This window comes from Pseudomonas sp. GP01-A4, from assembly GCF_058780865.1.
Map to the genome: position 1 here is coordinate 39,244 of NZ_JBYSWF010000004.1, position 18,483 is coordinate 57,726.

19 protein-coding genes and 1 pseudogene are annotated in these 18,483 nt (G+C 60.9%); 7 read left to right on the forward strand and 13 right to left on the reverse strand.

Annotated elements, in window-relative coordinates; genetic code table 11:
- Positions 1 to 21 precede the first annotated feature (21 nt).
- Both hepT and mntA read right to left on the reverse strand, forming a co-directional pair.
- Positions 22 to 456: a type VII toxin-antitoxin system HepT family RNase toxin gene (gene hepT / locus AC3WKX_RS04205; protein WP_008437859.1), complete on the reverse strand. Its 435-nt coding sequence runs from the start codon at positions 454 to 456 to the stop codon at positions 22 to 24.
- Positions 446 to 841, reverse strand: a complete 396-nt coding sequence (gene mntA, locus AC3WKX_RS04210) for a type VII toxin-antitoxin system MntA family adenylyltransferase antitoxin (protein WP_087692601.1) — start codon at positions 839 to 841, stop codon at positions 446 to 448. The genes hepT and mntA overlap by 11 nt, the downstream gene beginning before the upstream one ends.
- A gap of 335 nt (positions 842 to 1,176) precedes the next feature.
- On the opposite strand from mntA, the gene AC3WKX_RS04215 reads away from it, so the two are divergent.
- The 7 genes and pseudogenes from AC3WKX_RS04215 to AC3WKX_RS04245 form a co-directional block, all read left to right on the forward strand.
- A complete protein-coding gene (locus AC3WKX_RS04215; RefSeq protein WP_032892912.1) occupies positions 1,177 to 2,421 on the forward strand; it encodes a tyrosine-type recombinase/integrase in 1,245 nt (414 codons plus the stop codon).
- A gap of 464 nt (positions 2,422 to 2,885) precedes the next feature.
- On the forward strand, positions 2,886 to 3,167 hold the full coding sequence (locus AC3WKX_RS04220) for a hypothetical protein (RefSeq protein ID WP_102604235.1): 282 nt from the start codon (positions 2,886 to 2,888) through the stop codon (positions 3,165 to 3,167).
- A gap of 274 nt (positions 3,168 to 3,441) precedes the next feature.
- Positions 3,442 to 4,842 carry a YfjI family protein gene (locus AC3WKX_RS04225; RefSeq protein WP_102604234.1) on the forward strand — a complete coding sequence of 467 codons (1,401 nt, stop codon included), beginning with the start codon at positions 3,442 to 3,444 and terminating at the stop codon, positions 4,840 to 4,842.
- Positions 4,826 to 5,176: a hypothetical protein gene (locus AC3WKX_RS04230; protein ID WP_102604233.1), complete on the forward strand. Its 351-nt coding sequence runs from the start codon at positions 4,826 to 4,828 to the stop codon at positions 5,174 to 5,176. Before AC3WKX_RS04225 ends, AC3WKX_RS04230 begins: the two co-directional genes overlap by 17 nt.
- The gene (locus AC3WKX_RS04235) at positions 5,163 to 6,143 is read left to right on the forward strand and encodes an integrase domain-containing protein (RefSeq protein WP_102604258.1); all 981 of its coding nucleotides are present in this window, start codon (positions 5,163 to 5,165) and stop codon (positions 6,141 to 6,143) included. Before AC3WKX_RS04230 ends, AC3WKX_RS04235 begins: the two co-directional genes overlap by 14 nt.
- The gene (locus AC3WKX_RS04240) at positions 6,140 to 6,427 is read left to right on the forward strand and encodes a hypothetical protein (protein ID WP_102604232.1); all 288 of its coding nucleotides are present in this window, start codon (positions 6,140 to 6,142) and stop codon (positions 6,425 to 6,427) included. The genes AC3WKX_RS04235 and AC3WKX_RS04240 overlap by 4 nt, the downstream gene beginning before the upstream one ends.
- Positions 6,428 to 6,455: 28 nt before the next feature.
- Positions 6,456 to 6,908, forward strand: a pseudogene (locus AC3WKX_RS04245) (IS110 family transposase); the annotation flags it as partial.
- Between the two features lie 171 nt (positions 6,909 to 7,079).
- Here the strand turns inward: AC3WKX_RS04245 and AC3WKX_RS04250 are convergent.
- The 11 genes from AC3WKX_RS04250 to AC3WKX_RS04300 form a co-directional block, all read right to left on the reverse strand.
- Positions 7,080 to 8,240 (reverse strand): alpha/beta hydrolase family protein, encoded by a 1,161-nt coding sequence (locus AC3WKX_RS04250; RefSeq protein ID WP_102604257.1) that lies wholly within the window; start codon positions 8,238 to 8,240, stop codon positions 7,080 to 7,082.
- Between the two features lie 25 nt (positions 8,241 to 8,265).
- Positions 8,266 to 9,240: a VOC family protein gene (locus AC3WKX_RS04255; RefSeq protein WP_102604231.1), complete on the reverse strand. Its 975-nt coding sequence runs from the start codon at positions 9,238 to 9,240 to the stop codon at positions 8,266 to 8,268.
- Between the two features lie 137 nt (positions 9,241 to 9,377).
- A complete protein-coding gene (locus AC3WKX_RS04260; protein WP_102604230.1) occupies positions 9,378 to 10,121 on the reverse strand; it encodes an SDR family NAD(P)-dependent oxidoreductase in 744 nt (247 codons plus the stop codon).
- Positions 10,122 to 10,135: 14 nt separating this feature from the next.
- The gene (locus AC3WKX_RS04265; protein WP_102604229.1) at positions 10,136 to 11,578 is read right to left on the reverse strand and encodes a carbohydrate porin; all 1,443 of its coding nucleotides are present in this window, start codon (positions 11,576 to 11,578) and stop codon (positions 10,136 to 10,138) included.
- A 90-nt stretch (positions 11,579 to 11,668) separates the two neighbouring features.
- On the reverse strand, positions 11,669 to 12,898 hold the full coding sequence (locus AC3WKX_RS04270; RefSeq protein ID WP_032892919.1) for an MFS transporter: 1,230 nt from the start codon (positions 12,896 to 12,898) through the stop codon (positions 11,669 to 11,671).
- A gap of 127 nt (positions 12,899 to 13,025) precedes the next feature.
- Positions 13,026 to 13,961, reverse strand: a complete 936-nt coding sequence (locus AC3WKX_RS04275) for an NAD-dependent epimerase/dehydratase family protein (RefSeq protein WP_102604228.1) — start codon at positions 13,959 to 13,961, stop codon at positions 13,026 to 13,028.
- 1 nt (position 13,962) lies between these two features.
- A complete protein-coding gene (locus AC3WKX_RS04280) occupies positions 13,963 to 14,955 on the reverse strand; it encodes a fumarylacetoacetate hydrolase family protein (RefSeq protein ID WP_032892921.1) in 993 nt (330 codons plus the stop codon).
- Positions 14,952 to 15,383 (reverse strand): VOC family protein, encoded by a 432-nt coding sequence (locus tag AC3WKX_RS04285; RefSeq protein WP_102604227.1) that lies wholly within the window; start codon positions 15,381 to 15,383, stop codon positions 14,952 to 14,954. Before AC3WKX_RS04285 ends, AC3WKX_RS04280 begins: the two co-directional genes overlap by 4 nt.
- Before the next feature lie 10 nt (positions 15,384 to 15,393).
- Positions 15,394 to 16,146 (reverse strand): SDR family NAD(P)-dependent oxidoreductase, encoded by a 753-nt coding sequence (locus AC3WKX_RS04290; RefSeq protein WP_032892923.1) that lies wholly within the window; start codon positions 16,144 to 16,146, stop codon positions 15,394 to 15,396.
- Complete coding sequence (hisD, locus tag AC3WKX_RS04295) at positions 16,146 to 17,429, reverse strand: histidinol dehydrogenase (protein WP_032892924.1); 1,284 nt, start codon at positions 17,427 to 17,429, stop codon at positions 16,146 to 16,148. Before hisD ends, AC3WKX_RS04290 begins: the two co-directional genes overlap by 1 nt.
- 27 nt (positions 17,430 to 17,456) lie before the next feature.
- Complete coding sequence (locus AC3WKX_RS04300; RefSeq protein ID WP_102604226.1) at positions 17,457 to 18,473, reverse strand: SMP-30/gluconolactonase/LRE family protein; 1,017 nt, start codon at positions 18,471 to 18,473, stop codon at positions 17,457 to 17,459.
- Positions 18,474 to 18,483: the final 10 nt, after the last annotated feature.

Genomic DNA, 18,483 nt, shown 5'->3' on the forward strand with positions numbered 1-18,483 from the left:
GAGGGATGGAAAATTTACAGATTAGACTTGTTTATTTTCCAACCCCGCATCCTTGGTCAAAATATGCGAACTAAATGCTAGAAACTCATCCAGGTGTTTTGTAATGATCGCTACAGTAATCGGCAATTGAAGCGTCTGGTACTCGTGAACAGCAATGTTACGAAACCCGACCATGTTCTTCAGGTTGGTCAGCAACGCAGGATTGACCCAACCGCCCTGACATAACAATTCAAACACGTCACGGGCTCCTTGTGGAACGCCCAGGCGCTCACGACGAATCAAGTGTTGGCCCATGTCCAGCGCTGCCTCACAGGCACGCTGAATATTAAAAATCGCCGCATCCTGGCGCGTGAAATCTGTGGCGAAGCTGGTGGGATCTTTATCGTATTCCTGACGGGCGCGAGCAACGCACCGCTCAATGCTGGCTGCTTTATTGATGAGAACATCATCGACCATAAACTTTCCCTTCCTTCTGGATATCCGCCAACAACTCAGCCCTTGCCGTGTCCAGCGCGGTTTTTTCGCTCAGGACGTAGCTCTCGAATAGACCCGCCTGGACGTTCCCGGACCAGAGCCGACGCCCAGTGGTCAATACTTGGTATTGCATTACCGTTGAGGCTGCGCGCAAATCAAGCAAGTCGACGGGAACTCCAACGATATCGGCCAACTCCCCAGAAAGCTGCCATAGCAATAAAGGCTCGACCACTCCCGCAGAAAGGACCGCAACATCCAGATCACTCTCACTACCTGCCTCACCCGTCACTTGGCTACCGAACACATACACAGCCAATAGCTCGGGAACTTCAGCCTGCAAATGCGCCAGTACTTTTTTAAAATTCATGACCGATGTCCGAAGCGCCAATTAACGAAGACCGTAGCAGAATTCATTATGCAGTTTCTGACTGAAAGCAAAAAACCCCCGACAACATTGAAGTTATCGGGGGTTTTTCATTTTTCAATAATGGCGGAGAGATAGTCCGTCATTTTAGTGTTTCTAGAAATCCATAGATGTTTAATTATTTCTATTAAAACGCTATAAAAACATACAGTTGACGCAGATATTTTCTTTTGTGGTCCAGGCGTGACTATGGGAAGCCAGGGGCCAAGGTATGGGCTGGAGTATGGGCTGGCATTCATTTAGATTGAGTCATCATCCTTTCAAATAGGAAGTGAGTGATGGCATCTCTGACGACGAAAACGGTAGAAAAAATAGTCAGATCGGGGCTCCCTGGAATGACCAACGATGGTGACGGCCTTTACTTGAAACTTGGCCGTACCGGTGGCGCAAGCTGGATTTTCCGCTACAAGCTTGCTGGCAAGAGCCGAGACATGGGACTGGGCAGGCACCCCGAAGTAAATCTTGCGGTCGCTCGTGAGAAAGCAGCAGAAGCCAGAAAACTGAGCAAGTCAGGCGTCGATCCGCTTACCAGCCGAAACGAGGAGATGGAACGGCAACGGCTGGAAAAAGAAGCTGAACGTTTAGCTCAGGATGCAGCCAGGGCCAAAGCAATCACTTTCAAAGAGGTTGCTCTCGACTACATTACTGCCCACAGGGCAGGCTGGAAAAATGCCAAGCATGCCCAGCAGTGGGAGAACACTCTGGGTACTTATGCGTTCAAGGTCATAGGCGATCTTCCGACGCAGGAAATAGGCATTGAGCATGTGCTGAAAATCCTCAAGCCGATTTGGACAGTAATACCCGAATCCGCCAGCCGTTTGCGAAACCGTATCGAACTGGTCCTCGATGCAGCAAAGGCCAGAGGGCTGCGTGATGGAGAAAACCCCGCTCGATGGCGTGGACACCTGGACAAACTGCTACCACCTCGCGCAAAAGTGCGTGCTGTGAAACATCACGCAGCAATGTCGTGGACAGAGCTTCCCGCCTTCATGGCGCCCCTTGAGCAAGCAAATGATCTGAGCTCTAAAGCATTGCGCTTTACCATCCTGACGGCCTGCCGCACCAGTGAGGTGCTTGAATCAACGTGGGCAGAGATTGATGTCGCAGCAAGGGTATGGACCATTCCTGCGCCGAGGATGAAAGCAGGGAAGGAACACCGAGTGCCTCTATCAAAAGCGGCATTGGATTTACTCGCAGGGCTTCCTCGCGTGGAAGGAAACAATTACCTATTTGCAGGGGCTCGCAAAAAGCGCCCTCTAAGCAATATGGCAATGTTGATGGCATTGCGTCGGATGAAGCGGAACGATCTCACGACGCATGGATTCCGTTCGACTTTCAGGGATTGGGCGAGTGAAGTTACTCACTATCCTCGAGAGGTCTGTGAACAGGCGCTCGCGCACACCGTAGAGAATGCGGTAGAGGCGGCTTATCGACGTGGTGATCTTTTTGAAAAGCGGCGAATACTGATGGAAGATTGGGCGCGATATGCCACAGGGCATGCGGTAGCAAATACTGTTGCATGAGAAGCGAGATGTTCACGCCATCCTCTCACCTCGTTTATCGAGTGGAGGATGGCGACAGCGGCGACAGTGGCGACAACCCACGTATTACCTGGCCTGCAGCGTGGCGACAGAGGTGGCGACTGTCGCCGTTGCAAGTCTCGCTCTTGGGGCTTTTTCGGCCAAGCCCACGCGAGCGGGAAGGCTCCGCATTCCCACCTGCGTGGGCTCACATTAAAAACCGACGAATGACCACCCGGCCATGGAGAACCACCGGGTTCCAAGGTCTTCCAGCATTACCGATTGGCGCAAGAGCCGCCCCCAAAATACGGTTGACCGCGAGCAGAACGAGCGCTAAACCAAAACTGTACAAGCGCTGTCCTCGACAGCACCCAGGTAGCCAGAACCTTTGAGGCTACGCCACACCGTGGTGGTTCTCCCCCAAGTGCGATTAGCGTCCGGCGGCTCGCACGGTCACTACCCATGTGATGGATGCCTACTTCTTCCAGTATGCCCACTGCGGCAACTCATACTCCTTCCTGGCTGCTCTGCAGCAACTTATCCGCTTGGCCATTTCTTGCGCCAACCTGTTGCCCGTCTCTTTGCCTCCTAAAGAGACGGGCGCATATCACACTGCTGCAGCCCTGCTCGCACGGGCCTTTGCGGCTTTCCCCCTTGTGACAATCGGCGTGACAAACACCGAATGCTCACTCGCCATAGCGATGCCGATGATGGTGCCGCAGCCCATGAAATGGACTGCACCTGACTGACAGTCAGGCATGCCCCGGTCACCGCCTCACTGCCTTCACCTGACTCAGGATCTCGCGGCACTGGTCTCGTCAGCCAGTGCAGCCTCCACCCGCCCACCGCTATCGGTGTTCAGGAGGCCAGATCATGAGATGCCCAAGCTCCCGGCCGTAAGGAGCCGTCAGTCCCGCGTGAGTGGACAAACCTCACAGGTCGCAGGGGCCTTGATCCCTGGCAACACTCAACAACCGTGGCGGGATGAGTGAGGACGAAGTCGACAATTCCAGGAGAAGTGCGATGCAACTGTGCGAAGCGTTTGAGCCACCACAACCCTTGCTGGAATACCAGCAGGCGCCACTGCCCTACCCGGTCGAAGCACTCGGGGAATTGTTGGGCCCTGCGGTCGAACGACTGGCCGAGGTGATCGGCGTGCCCTGCGCCATGGCTGCGCAATCGGTACTGGCTACCACGGCCTTGGTGAGCCAAGGCCATGCCAATGCCCACCTCGACGGTCGAACCTATCCGCTGTCCCTCTACCTACTGACGGTGGCATCTTCGGGTGATCGCAAAAGCGCGGTGGATCACCTGGTACTGAAGGCGGCACGCGACTGGGAACGACAGCAGTGGACCCTGTATGAGGAAAAGCTCAAAGCCTATCGCTCCGCTACCAGCATCATGGCCAAACCCAAAACCTCGAAGACAACCTCCGGGGCGGAAGGCGGCGAGCTGTCCGAGCCGGTGCCACCGAGACTGATCATTGCCGAGCCCACCATTGAGGCCCTGGTCAAAAGCCTGTGCCATGGCTTGCCCAGCATGGGCTTGTTCAATGATGAAGGTGGCCAGTTCTTGGGTAGCAGCACCATGAGCAAAGAGAATCTGCTCAAGGCAATCACCACCTTGTCGCTGCTGTGGGATGGCAGCCCGATCGACCGGGCGCGCTCCATGGCTGGGGAAAGCCTGCGGGCCTATGATCGCCGCCTCAGCCTGCATCTGATGCTACAGCCCTACCTGGCCAACCAAATTTTCAAAGACCCGGTGATCAATGGCCAAGGCATCCTGGGCCGTTGCCTGATCAGTTGGCCCGAGCGCCTGGCCGGCCAACGAATCTACAAGGCAATCGACCTGACCCGAGATGCCAAAGTCCAGCGCTACCAACAGCGGATCACCGCCCTGCTGCAAAAGCCCTGGTCACTTCACAAGGATGGCTCACTCAATCCCGCCACGCTGGAGCTGACTCCCCGCGCCCGTCGTGCCTGGATCGATATTCACGACACCATCGAGTGCCAGTCTGGCGAGTTCGGCGAACTGGCCGGCGTCCAGCCTGTCGCGAGCAAGGCCGCGGCGAATGTACTGCGTATCGCGGGCGTGCTGGCCATGGTTGAAGAGGCCTGTGCCTTGGACGAAGCACACATCCAGCGCGCCTCCACGCTGATGGATTACTACCTGGCCGAGATTCAGCGCCTGACCGAACAGGAGCCGGTCAATAGCCGACGCGAGGAAGCGGATCGGCTGCTGCGCTGGCTGATGCAGAAAGGCTGGACCCAGTTCACCGTCCGCGACGTCAATCGCAACGGTCCGCGTTTTGCTCGCAAGAGCGCTGACCATACGGCCTCTTTATTCGTCGAGCTGATCACTCATCGCTGGCTGAGCTGCCGCGACGGAAAAACATTCGAGGTGCGCCATGTTTCGCCTCAATGACGCGGTGCGCCGCTACCAGGCGAAACATCAATCGCAACCTGAATCGTGGCGTGTCGCCGCTTCTGTCGCCACCCTGTCGCCACGCGCCAGGCCAGAAACGACGCGGGTTGTCGCCACTGTCGCCGCTGTCGCCACACCCCCCTTGGAACCTGCCCTCCTCGCCCGGCTGATCGAGCAACTGCGTGAGGAAGGGGCAGTGCTGCAACACCAGGAGAACGCCCTCCTGATCCGTCCAACACACTGGCGGCAGGTGGACAGACTCAGCCCTCACTGGAAAGCCCTGCTGCTCTTTCTGCAAACAAACGAAAACGGTGATGACGATGACTTTGATTAGTCGGCGTGATGGTCGCAACTTTGGCTATGGCCGCCAGCTGAGCTATGCCGGCTCACAAGCGCTAAAGGATTTGTTTGCCGGCGGCCACTTCGCCACGGTCAAAACGCATAGTGATCGCTGGCATGCGTTCGTGCGTTGGTGTCGATCAGAGGACGGCCCCGGTTACAACGATGCGCGCCAGATCGATAGACAGACGCTACAAGACTACGCCGCGTCTCTGCGCCAGCAGATCCAGCAAGGTGAACTCTGCATCGCCACCGCGCAGAACCGCCTGAGCAGCGTTAATCGCACCCTCGCCGCGCTACGCGGTGATCAGGACGTGAGGATCGCCAGCCCGAGTCAGGCGTTGGGACAGAAGCGCTCGAGCGTACGCACCCGCGCGCCGGATGGCCAAGACCACCAACAGGTGCGGCGAGTACTCGAGGCGCTTGGCGAACAGCACCACGAGCGGGTGGCCGCGATTGTCCTGTTGGCCCGAGCAACCGGCATGCGCCTGCGCGAAGCGATCCTGGCTGACCTGCCACGCTTGCACCGCGAAGCCGAACACTTGGGCCGCATCAACATCCAGGACGGCACCAAAGGCGGCCGCTCAGGGGCATCAGCGCCGCGATGGGTCGTGGCCAATGAAGCGGTGCAAGCGGCGCTGCAGTTGGCTCGTAAGGCATCGCCGCCCCACAGCCGCAACTTGCTGGCCCGAGACGAAAGCTACGCCGTGTTCCTGCAACAGACCGTGCTCCCCGCCCGCAAAACGCTGCATGAACACGGGCTGAAGGGTTTCCATGAACTGCGAGCGGCCTACGCCTGCGAGCGTTACGAGCAACTCACTGGCCACGCCGCACCGGTCAAAGATGGTCACTGCTATCGCATTGACCGCGACCTCGATCAACAGGCTCGGCATCAGATCAGCCTTGAGCTCGGACATAACCGGATCGATGTGGTTTCGGCCTACATTGGAGGTCGAGCATGACCAAGCCCTTCGATATGATGCTGTTCCTGAGCGGCGTATTGACTGGCTCGAATGCCACCCAGCAACGCCACCTACGCCAAGCCCAAATCATGCAGGCAGCCATTCAGCAACGATGGCGGCGAGACAATCCCTGGACCTGGCAGCTCAAGCATGTGCGCTGGTTTTTCACTCAGCACCTGAAAGATCATTCCGACGCCACCCGGTATTACTATCGACTCACCGCTATATTAATCACGAAGCGATTAGGGAACGACCGAGGACTCCTCCTCACCTCGGCATCTTGAGTTCCAGACTGAAGGTGCGAGTCCACACGTGAAGCTTATGCGCATTGCGGTCGACTTGGCCAAGAACGTGTTTCAGATTCACGGCGTGGATCGGCATGAGCAACCAGTCTGGCGGCAGCGTTTACCTCGAGATCGATGACTTCAAACGGTGCTGAAGAAGATCGAGCCCCACTGTAAGATCGGTATGGGAAATTGTAGCGGTGCGCACCATTTTGCGCGGCAGCTACAGGCATGCGGATTCCAGGTGAGGCTGATCGCGCCTCAGTTCGTCAAACCGTACGTCAAGAGCAACAAGAACGATGCCAACAATGCCGAGGCAATCTGTGAGGCGATGAGCCGCCCCAGTATGCGCTTCGTCGCCGTCAAGACAATCGAGCAACAGGATATCCAGGCGGCGCATCTCATCCGGGCCGGTTTAATCGAACAGCGGACAGCCAAAGCCAATCAGATTCGTAGGCGGATCGCCGAGTACGGCCTCATTGCGCCTAAGGCATTACTGATGCAATACCGTGCGGGCTAGAAGATGCAGGTAACGAGTACCAGGCTTTTTAGCCACCAATCCACCGATAACTTCGCCCCTCACCCCGCTTGCCAGAGCAAAACTCCGACTCGTTGGATCCAGGCCTTCGTCTGGATCCATCCCTGCGGGCTTTTATCCTACAGTGCCGCCCAATCGTTCTGCGACCCAATCCGCAATCCATGCACCGGCGTTCGCGGTGTTGTCCAGGCTGCTGTGGTGGATGCCGCCCTCACGTGGGGTAAATATCTTCAACTCGCGATCAGGGCTGTGGGTGAGTTGGTCGAAGGACTGGTGCGCGTACTCCAGCGGGATCTGCCGGTCCGCCTGGCCATGGGTCACTAGGAACGGTACCTTGATGCGCTCCATCACGCCGTTGAGGTGCACCTGCTCGGCGAGGGTCATGAACTCGTCCATATCGCTCGCACCCCATACCCAGCGCACGTGCTCCCAGTAATGCGGCACCGGCCGTTCGCCTTCGCGAGTCAGGCGGCGTTTTTGCATTTCGCCCCAGTTGTGGTTGGCGCCCCACACCACGCCCAGGGCGAAGCGCGGTTCGAAGGCCACGGCGCGCGGGCAGTAGTAACCGCCCAGGGACACGCCCAGCAAACCGATACGCTGCGGGTCGATTTGCGCGCAGGTCTGCAGGTAGTCCATCAGCGGGCTGGCCCACTGTTCGGTGTTCGGCACAGCAGTCATGCCGTGCAGGCGCAGCGCTTCCCCGGTGCCAGGCTGGTCTATGAACAGGCTGGCGATGCCGCGCTTGGCCAGCAACTGGGGGAACAGGCCCGCGCGATGGACCATCTCCTTAGTACTGTCCAGGCCGTTGACAATCACCAGGCACGGCGCCGCACCTGTCACACCTTCTGCCGGAGTGAATAGCCCGGCGATGTGGGCACCGGCGTAGGGGATCTCGAAGCGCTGGGTGTTTTCTTTCGACAGCTTCACGCCCTCGGCAAAGGTTCGCAGAAACTTGGCATAAAGAGCCTTGCGCGGCGCATAACCGTGGGCCTGCATGCGCTCCGCGGTGATGAAGTACACCGCGGCGCGGTTGAGCTTATCGCCAGCGCTGAGCAATCGGCCGCAGGCCTTGTCTTCTTCGGCCAGGGCCACCAGGTTGTCACCGCCCGCCTCCCATGCGGCCAGAAACGCCTGGGTGCCTTCGTCGTCACCCTGGCGAGCCACTTCCAGCAACGGCCGGCACATGGTCTCGATCTCGCCGATCTTGCCGCCCATCTCGATGGCCGCTGCCACCGCCAGGCTCCACACGTAGTTGGTTTCGAAATACTGGAACATGCTCATCAATCAATCCTTATCAAGTTCAGCGGCGCACGGCCGGGTGTTCGCCCTGGTAAAAGCTGACGTCCCACGGGATGTCGTCCTGCATAAACGGCGGCGGGTTACCCATCCACTGCGCCGTGCCGAAGCGGAATTCCCACTCGCGCGGCACCCAGTTGTCGTCCAGGTAGTCGGTATCGGCGCCGTATTCGGCTTCACCGCCAGTGGGCGAGTTGAAATAGCAAAAGATCGCTGAGGCGATGCGGTGCCGGCCGGTGCCGAGAAAACCGTGCTGCCAGCCGCGCTTGGTCATGTAGTTGGAGCCCACCATCACCTCGTCGAAGTCCTCGACGCCAAAGCAGGTGTGATGGAAGCGCGGCACCCCGCCCGCCCCTGGCGCCTGGTTGTTGAGCAAAAAGGTGTTGTGGTGCTCGTTGGCGCCATCGGCGCGCAGGTATGTGCCCACACCCTTCTGGTGGTCGGAGAGGCGAAAGTTCAATCGGTCGCGAAAGAACGCGAAACTCTGCCAGTAATCATCCACGGCAAACACCACGTGGTTAATGGTTTTCGGCCGCGCGCGGGTGCGCCACTTGCGGTGCTGGTTGAGGCGGTTAACGTTACCTGCGGCGTTGATCGGGTCGGGCGCGTAAGTCACCTTCTTGCGGGTGAACACGCGCAAGCCCAGGGCCTGACCGCAGTCGCTGTGAAAGTGCCAGGCGCCGTCGTCGCCCAGGCGCACGTCGCGGTCCTTGGAAAGGTCCGCCACCAGCCGCGCCAAGCTCTCGGTGTTGTCCACGCCCCAGATGGTTTCCTTCACGCCAAAGCCTTCGTAGCGCGAGACCGGGATGGAGGCGTGCTCGATGCCGCGCACGATGATGGTCGAGCCTTCATCCAGGCGGTAAAGGGTTTCCTGATCGTTGGCGCTCAAGCGCACCAAGCCGAAATCGTCGAAGAACCGCGAGGCCGAGGCCAGGTCCTCGACGCCGTACAACAAGGTGTCGATGCCGATGATCGCCATCTTAGGTCTCCTGCAAAATAAAGTTACGCTGCATTGTTGTTGTCCTTGTAGAGCGGAGTTGCCCTGCCAGAGTAAGGAAGCCTGGCCCCTGCCGACCAATCGTTTGTCGGCATGGGATCTATCCATTCTGTGGATAGCTAAAAAAGGAAACCACCATCCACGTTAAATACCTGGCCGGTCATGTAGCTCGAGGCGTTGGATGACAGGAACGCCAGCACCCCGCACAGGTCCTCGGGCTCGCCGGTGCGCTTGATCAACTGGCTGTCACGCACTGCCTCGAACAACTGCTCTGGCAAGGCAGCGGCGCTGCCAGGGTGACGGATGAGACCCGGTGAAATGGCGTTGACGGTGATACCGTATTCGCCCAGCTCCACAGCCAGCCCGCGGGTTAATCCGATCACGCCGCTCTTGGCGGCGATGTAGGCCAGAAAGCCCTTTTGCGGGCGCCCGGTGTTGCTCGAGGCCAGGTTGATGATGCGCCCCCAGCCGCGCTCGCGCATGCCGGGCGCAAAGGCCTGGCTGAGCAAGAACGACGCGTCCAGGGTCACCGCCAGGCAGTCACTCCAGTCCAGTAAGCTGGTATCTGCCAGGTTCTTAAGCGGGATGTAGGCAGCGTTGTTGACCAGCACGTCGCAACGGCCGAAGCGCTCCAATACCTGGCCCTGGAGGTAGGCGATCTGCTCGGGCTCGCGCAGGTCGCAGCGAAAGGCCTGCGCCACCCCGCCCTGTTGCTCGATGGCACGCACCACGTGGTCGGCATCAACGCAGTCGACCACAGCGATGCGCATCCCTTCCCTGGCCAGGCGTACGGCGAAGGCATGGCCCAGGCCACCCGCGGCGCCGGTGATCAGGGCGACCGGTTGATCGTTGTATTCAGCCATGGTGTTTCTCCGAATCAGTGGTGAGAGTTCAAACCGAGCATTTCGTCGAACTGCACGTGGAACAGCAGGCCCGCGGCGTAGCCGTCTCGTGGGTTGACGCCGGTGTAGGGGTTAAGCCAACTGTTGGCGCCCCATGTACGCAGTACAAACGGACTGACGACGATGCTGTCGGTGAGGATGAAGTTGGCGTCCAGGGACACGGCGTATTCATTACGCCCGGGGTTGTAATTTCCGCCCCCGGTTGCGGCGTGAGCCTCTTCGAGGAAGCGTTGCTCGCGGCTGGTCAGTTGCGCCCAGTTGACGTTCACCGAATAGCTGTCGAACGGCCGGCTGCGAAACGGGGCCGAGAGGATCAGCCCGGCGTTGCCCTGGGTGCCGACGCCGTTGGTGGTATCTTCGTCTAGGGTGTGGGTCAGGTTGGCATAGGCCGCCACGGCGGTGGGGGCAAGGTCGTTGGTTTTGCCGCCATCCTGGCGCCAGACGGTTTTCTTGGCGCCCAAGTAAAAGCCGCTGACGCCCTTGCTGGTGTCGGCTGCGGCACTGGGATCGGTGACTTTAGAGGTGCCGTTAACCGTGTAGTACGGGTCGGTCTGCTGGCCGTTGTTATGAAAACCCAGTACCTCGAGGGTTTGCGGGTAGGCTTCCATGCGGTAGTCAGTGCGATAGGCCAGGTTGGCCAGGTACACCGTGCTCAGGGTACCACCGCTGTCACCGGCGTCTCGCTCCCAGCCGTTGGTGAACGGGTAGGCATTGTTACTGCGCCAGGCTCCGACCTGGGCGCGTAACGCTGAGCTGAAATCGTAGCCCACCCGCGCGCCCCAGTTGGCGTAAGGCGGCGGGTTGAAACCGGCGGTGTCCTGCAAAATGGCGTTCACGCATCCAAGCGGGACGTTGCACAGCGGTAGGGCGAAGTAATTGCCGGCGTTGCTCTTACCCACCTCGATGGCCAGCTTGTCATCCATGAGCTTTTGCTCATAGGTGAACAGAGTCAAGTGGCTGACCCGTGGAATGTAGGGCCCCGGTTTGCCGGCGATGACGTCGCCCACCTGCCCGCCGTAGGTCAGGTTGCTGGTCCAGGGCACGTAGAGCTGCTCGAAGTGAATGGTGCCACCGGGCAGGCCCACCAGCTTGTCCAGGTTGAAATCGGCGCCGATGGCAAAGAGGGTCAGCGCTTCGTGGTTGCCGGTGTCCAGGCCTACGCTGGGGTTGCGCAGGTAGATCTCGGTCATCGACAAGTGCGGGCTGACGCCGTGGTCGTTAAGCCACTTGCCTTGCTCTTCCAGTAGCTTGCCACTGGCCGGCGGCACATTGGGCTCGACGTTGAGTACCCGTGGGCCAATCTTTTCGTTAGGGTATTCGGTGGCCATGGTGTCGGCCACCGGGCCGGCTTCGCCTGCCAGGGTGGGACCCGCCGCCGCGATCATCAATGCACAGCCAAGCGCTGTTCTAATGGTCATGTTCAGTCTCTTTTGTTGTTTTTTTGAGATGAGGATGTTCGCTCCGGTGCCAGGGCACCGGAGAGTTCTATCAGTTAAAGGTCAGGCGTCTTAGAGGTTGGCGCCCATCACCCGCACGTTGCGTGCGGCCCGGCACTTGACCAGGCTGGCGGCCAGGGCCAGCACCGCCACCGGCACGCAGAGCCAGCCGGCCCAACCGACAGTGGTGGCAAGGCTGCCGCTGATCTTGCCGATGGCCACCACCAGGATCGGGCTACAGAACATGCCCAGGCAGTAGCTGCCGTACCACATGCCGGTACCGAGGCCGCGGCGCTGCCAGGGCAGCTCACGCATGTTCCAGATGGCCAGGGTGGGCAACAGCAGCCCGCAACCCAGGCCATTGACCAGCGCCACCGCCATGATGGCCTGCCAGGTGTGCATCGCCGGGATCAGCAGGAAACTGGTGGCGATCAAGCCGAACGCCAGTGCCAGGCAATGTGGTGTGCGCAACCCTAGGCGGGTCAGCAGGTGTACGCTCAGGGTGCCCAGCACGATCATCACACTGCAGGCCGAAGCCACAAGGCCTGCGGTCTGAGGCGAATGCTCGCCGACATCACCCAGCAGGTAGGCCATCTGAATCTGCAAAATCATGAACATCACCGCGCCGATAAAGGTCACCACGCAGATGCCCAGTAACACCTGTGGCCGGAACGTCACCGTCTCGCGCGCCTGCTCTTCATCCGACGCCATGTTCGCCGCCTTCGGCTCCCACAGCATGATCTTGCTCAGCAAAGCCAGGGCCAAGGGCACCGCGTACACCACGTACGGCATGCGCCAGCCGATCTCGCCCAAGGCGCCGCCAACCATGAAGAACAGGATGGCCGAGGACGACGCGAAGGTGGTCTGCAGCGCCAGGTACTTCTGCCGTTGCGCGCCGCTGTAGTAGTCACCGATAAGCATGGTACTGATGGTCACCACCACCGCCTCCACGCAGCCCAGGGCGATACGGCTGACGATGATCGCATAGAGCGAATCGAGGAACATCGGCATGAGGCCGAACAGGCCGTAGCCGACGATGGATGCCACCAGCAACTGCTTGCGCCCGTAACGATCGGCGAGGATGCCCACCAAGGGGCTGAGCAGCGCCACCAGGAGACCCGGTACTGTCAGGGCCACCGGAATCAGGAACTCGACGTTGGGCACGCTGGCAAAATGCGCCTGCATTTGCGGCAGGCTCGGTGCCACGACAATTGCCGCCATGGGTGAAAGGCAATTGATCAACAACAGCAGGTACGTGGCGAGGGTCGCCTTGGACTGGGTGATGCTTGTGGGAGCGTTCATGGCCTCTCCGGATTGTTATTATAAAGGGTAAAACGCACGCTCTTTCTGTAGCAGCTTCTCAGGATTCGCGAGCAAGGCTTACTCCCACGGGAGAGCAAGCCTTGCTCGCGAATTTCAACGGCAGCGGTTACAGGGTTCGGTTGACCAGTTGCTGGATATCTCCGTCATGGCGCAGGCCGAGTGCTTCGGCGGCCTGCGCTTGCAACGGCGGGTAACGGCCGAAATTTGCTTCCAGTTGTTCATTGGGTTGGTAAACCACTTGTGCGCGACGGTCCTCGCCGAAGCGCTGGCACAGCCCGTCAACCAACTGCGCCATGCTCAGGTGCAGCACCGGCAAGGCAAACACTCGCCGCGCCAACAGTTTCTCGGCCGGCAGCGTGGCAGCGTGCAGCAGGTTGTCGACGCAGCGCGCCGCCGACATCCACCAGGCCACTGCCTGCGGCGACACCGGGCAGTCGAAGCGTTCGCCAGCCGCAAGCTTCCAGAACACCTCGCTCATGAACGCCGACAGCAGGCCCGAGGGCTGCGGAGGGCGCGCCACAATACCCGGAAGGCGCAGGCTAATACCATCAATCCAGCCACGGCGGCTGAAATCGTCGATCAGCAGCTCGCCCATCAGTTTCTGGGTGGCGTAGCTCAATTGCGGGCGCAGCGGCGTGTGGTCGTCCACCTGCACCGGCAACGGCGAGCCGTACACCGCGATGGTGCTGGCGAACACCACCCGTGCCGGGCTGTCCTGGTCCTTGAGCCCTTCGAGCAGGGCCAGGGTGGCGTCCAGATTGACCCGGCGGCCCAGGTTGTAGTCGCGCTCGGAGGCGCCGCCCGGGATGCTCGCCAGGTGAAAGGCGATGTCCACCGGGGTTTCCAGGGCATCGGCCAACAACGCAGTGTCGGCGATGCTGCCGGCCAGGCAACGCACACGGGCATCCTGCGGCGGCTCGGGAAAATTCAAGTCCAGCAGGGTCAGTTGGCTCCAGCCCGGCAGCGCATCGGGGTCCTCCAGCAAGCGGCGCACCAGGGTGGCGCCGACAAAGCCGTTGGCGCCGGTGATCAGTACATGCATGTCAGTTCTCCAGCACAGGCGCAGGGACAAAACGGTGATCAATGGCGCCAAACAGGCTGTGCCCGTCCAGGCCGAAGATCTCGAAACGCAGGCGGTCGCCGAACTTGAGGAATGGCGTGCTCGCCACTCCCGTCTCGATCACTTCCACCGCGCGGCGCTCGGCCAGGCAGGCAGAGCCGGTGAGGTTGTAGTCGCGATTGGAGAACGTGCCCGAACCCAGCACCGTGCCGGCGCGCAGGTTGCGAGTGCGGGCAAGGTGCATCACCAATTCCGGAAAGCTGAAGTCCATCTCGGCGCCATTGGGCTCGCCGAAACGCTGGCCGTTGCACTGCACGTGCATGGGCAACTTGACCCGGCCATCGTGCCAGGCCTCGCCAAGCTCGTCCGGGGTGACCGCCACGGGGGCAAACACCGTGCTCGGCTTGGCCCGCAGCGGGCCAAAACCAATGCTCACTTCCTTGAACAGGTGCGCACGCAGGCTTACGTCGTTAAGCAGCATCAGCAACTTGATGTGCCCAGTGGCCGCTGCCGGCTGGATACCCATGGGCACGTCATCGAGGACCACGGCCACTTCCCCCTCGAAATCGATCTGGTGCTCTTCACCCGGGACCGGGTAATCGTCGCAGGCACCAAGGAAGTCATCCCCCGAGCCCTGATAGATGATAGGCACCGCCGGGTCTTTTTTGATGTCCAGATTGTACGCACGCTCCATCAGGCTGCCGTGGTTGAGAAACGACGACGCATCGGCCCATTGATAGGCCCGTGGCAGCGGCGCCATGGCCTCCCGCGGCTCGAAATCAAAGGCCTGGGCCGCGCGCCCTTCATTGAGTGCGGCAGACAGTTGCTGCAAGGCAGGCTCGCAGCGCGGCCAGTCTTCCAGCGCCGCCTGCAGGGTGCCGGCGATACCACTGGCCAGCACGGCGCGGCTCAGGTCGCGGCTTACCACCACCAGGCGGCCGTCACGGCTGCCGTCCTTCAGAGTTGCGAGTTTCATCGGTGTTCTCCTTGCGCCGGCCACAGGGCCGGGCATTGAATGAGTTCCAGCAAGTTACCGCTGTTGTCGCGCATAAAGCCCATGGGCGTGCCGTCGATGACGTTCTCGAAGACGATGTCGGCACCCTTGCCGCGCAAGACCGCAAAGGCCGCTGGGGCGTCCTGCACGGCAAAGCACAGGTGCTTGTGGCCGTGGGTCTTGAGGTCCAGATGCGGCTCGCGGCGGTCGGTCGGCAGGGGGTGCGCCTGTTCAAGTTGGAACAGTTCGATGCGGTAGTCGCCGCTACGGATAAAGGCGATTTCGGCCGGAATCTGCGGGATAAACGCACGGTTCTCCAACTCGAAGCCGAGCATCAGCCGGTACCAGTCGATGGACTCATCCAGGTTGGGCACGCTGATGCCGCCGTGGTGGGGTTTGATCGCGAACATACCCACCTCCTCAGCTCAGGGGTCGTCCGCCATCCACAGGGATGACGGCGCCGGTGGTAAAGGTCAGGTGGCAGGCCAGGGCCAACACCGCCTGGGCGACTTCCTCGGGCAAGGCCAGACGCCCCAGTGGGGTGCGCGCGGCTTGCTCGTCACGCCAGTCCTGGGCCAGGCCCTGGACAAACTCGGTATCGGCCAGCCCTGGCGCCACCGAAACCACCCGTACCTGGGGCGCCAAAGCGCGGGCCAGGGATTGGGTCAGGTTATCCACCGCCGCCTTGCTGGCGCAGTAGGCGATGTTGCTGCCCATGGCCGTGCGCGCGGCGATCGAACTGATGTTCACCACCAGGCCGTCGCCGCTGGCCTTGAGCAGCGGTGCCAGCGCGCGAATGCAGGCAATCGGGCCGCGCACATTGGTGGCCAGGATGCTGTCGATCAGCGCGTCGTCCAGGCCGTCAAGGTCGACATGGGCGACAAAACGCGTGGTACCGGCGCAGTTGACCAGGATGTCGCAGCGCCCGTAATGGGCCTGAACCTGGCGGGCCAATCGGCCCAGCGCAGCGCTGTCGGTCACCGCCGCCGCCACGGCCAAGTGGCCGTTGGCAGTGGCTGGCAGGTCGGCGACTAGCGCATGGGCGGCATCGCTGGAGCGGTTGTAGCCCGCCACCACGCTGGCCCCGGCCCGGGCCAGCGCTTCACAGATCACCGCCCCCAGTCCCCCGGTGGCACCAGTGACGACCGCGACCTTACCTTCCAGGCGGTTCATCAAAGGGCCTTCTTCAGACGACGCACGCGAATGTCGGCCTGCTCCTTGTGCCCGGAGAAATGCTCCAGGGCGCACAGCCGCGAGCAAACCTCGCCAATGGCCACGCTGGCTTCGTCGGTGAGCACCCGCTGGTAGGTGTGGGTCTTGATGAACTTGCCCACCCACAGCCCGCCGGTGTAACGCCCGGCGCCCATGGTCGGCAGGGTGTGGTTGGTGCCGATCACCTTGTCGCCATAGGACACGTTGGTGCGGTGGCCCAGGAACAGCCCGCCGTAGTTAGTCATGCGCGCCAGGAACCAGTCCGGGTCGCGGGTCATCACCTGCACGTGCTCGGAACAGATGCGCTCGGACTCAGCGAGCATCTCTTCGTCGGTGTCGCATAAAATGATTTCGCCATAGTCACGCCAGGCCACACTGGCCACCGGCGCGGTGTCCAGGCGCGCCAACACCTTCTCGATGGCAGCCGGCAGTTCTTCGGCAATACGCGAACTGGTAGTCACGCAAAAGGCCGGTGAAGTCGGCCCGTGTTCTGCCTGGCCCAGCAGGTCCACGGCCACCAGTTCGGCGTCCACCGTGTCGTCGCAGATCACCATGGTTTCGGTGGGCCCGGCGAACAGGTCGATACCCACGCGGCCGTACAACTGGCGCTTGGCTTCGGCCACGTAGGCGTTGCCCGGGCCGACGATCATGTCGACCTTCTCGATGTTTTCAGTACCCAAGGCCATGGCCGAGACGCCCTGCACACCGCCCATCACGTAGATTTCGTCAGCACCGGCCATGGCCATCGCCGCGATGATCTCCGGCGACGGCTGACCATCGAACGGCGGCGCGCAGGCGATCACCCGTTTCACGCCGGCGACTTTCGCCGTCAGCACGCTCATGTGCGCCGAGGCCAGCAGCGGGTACTTGCCGCCAGGGATGTAGCAGCCCACCGAGTTCACCGGAATGTTCTTGTGGCCCAGCACCACGCCCGGCAGCGTTTCTACCTCCACGTCGCGCATCGAAAGCAGTTGGATCTGCGCGAAGCGGCGGATCTGCGCCTGGGCAAACTTGATGTCTTCAATCGCTTGGGGCGACAGGCTGTCGATGCAGCCCTGGATCTGTTCCTGACTCAGGCGCAGACTCGCTGGGTTCCAGCGGTCGAATTTTTCCGAATACTCGCGCACAGCCGCTTCGCCACGCTGTTCGATGGCGTGGATTATCTGCTCGACGGTGTCACGCACTTGAGCGTTGAGTTCGGCCTTTTGCTCGGCCGGTTTGCCTTTTTTCAGATAACGAATCATGGTCGGTTCCTGTCTTTTATTGATTTTTCAGCGCCAGTGGATCAGCGGCTGACCAGCCACCGGGGCCTGGAAAAACGGAATGTGGGTGCCCTGCAGGCTGCCCAGGTATACGGTCTTCAAGTCGGGCCCACCGAAGGTCAGGCTGGCCATCCACGGTGCCAACGTGCCGTGGGCGGCCTGCATGATCTGGGGGGTCAGGGTCTTGGCCTGGTAGTGCTGGTTCAGCAGTGCAGTGGCCTGGGGGTTGCCGTCGTCAAGCAGGGTCAACACCTCACCGTCCGGGGTCAGGGCGATCAGCTTGTCGCTCATCACCAGGGTCACCCAGAGGTTGCCGAAGGTGTCGAAGGCAAAGCCGTCGGGAAAGCCTTCCAGCTCCGCCGGGCCGAACACTTCGCGGTCGCTCAGCGAGCCGTCGGCGTTCAGGCGCAGGCGAGAGATGCGCCGCACATTGCTTTCCACCACGTACAGCCACTCTTCGTTGTCGTCGAAGCGGATCTCGTTGGTGCCGCCGAAGCCTTCGGCGACGATGCGGATACCCTGCTCGTCGATCACGCCGATGTAACCATCCAGCACGCCGGAATTGATCGAGTCAGTCCAGGGCTGCATCGTGGTGGTTACGGTGAACCAAATCCGGCCCTGACGATCACGCAACGGGAAGTTGGTCTTGCCCATGGGCTTGCCGTCGAGCTGGTCGAACAGCACCTGGATGTTGCCCTGGCGGTCGAGCTTCTCGATACGGTCCAGGCCCCAGTTACAGATGATGAAGTCGCCCTGCTCGGTCAGCGCCAGGCCGTTGGGCAGGGAGGCACCTTGCGATTGCACGTAGCGCGATTCAAAGGAGGTCTCGTGCCCCTCCATTTGCTTGGGCGCCAGCAATGTTTGCTCGCCACTGGCGGCAATGTGCATTACCCCGCCACGAGCATCGGCGGCCCACAGGCTGCCGTCAGGTTGGGCGATGATGCATTCGGGGCGCTGCAGGTCGTGGCCGATGAAACCGATGGTATCGCGCTCGACCTGCCAGCCATTGAGGGGGTTGCGTTGCATGTGCGTGTCC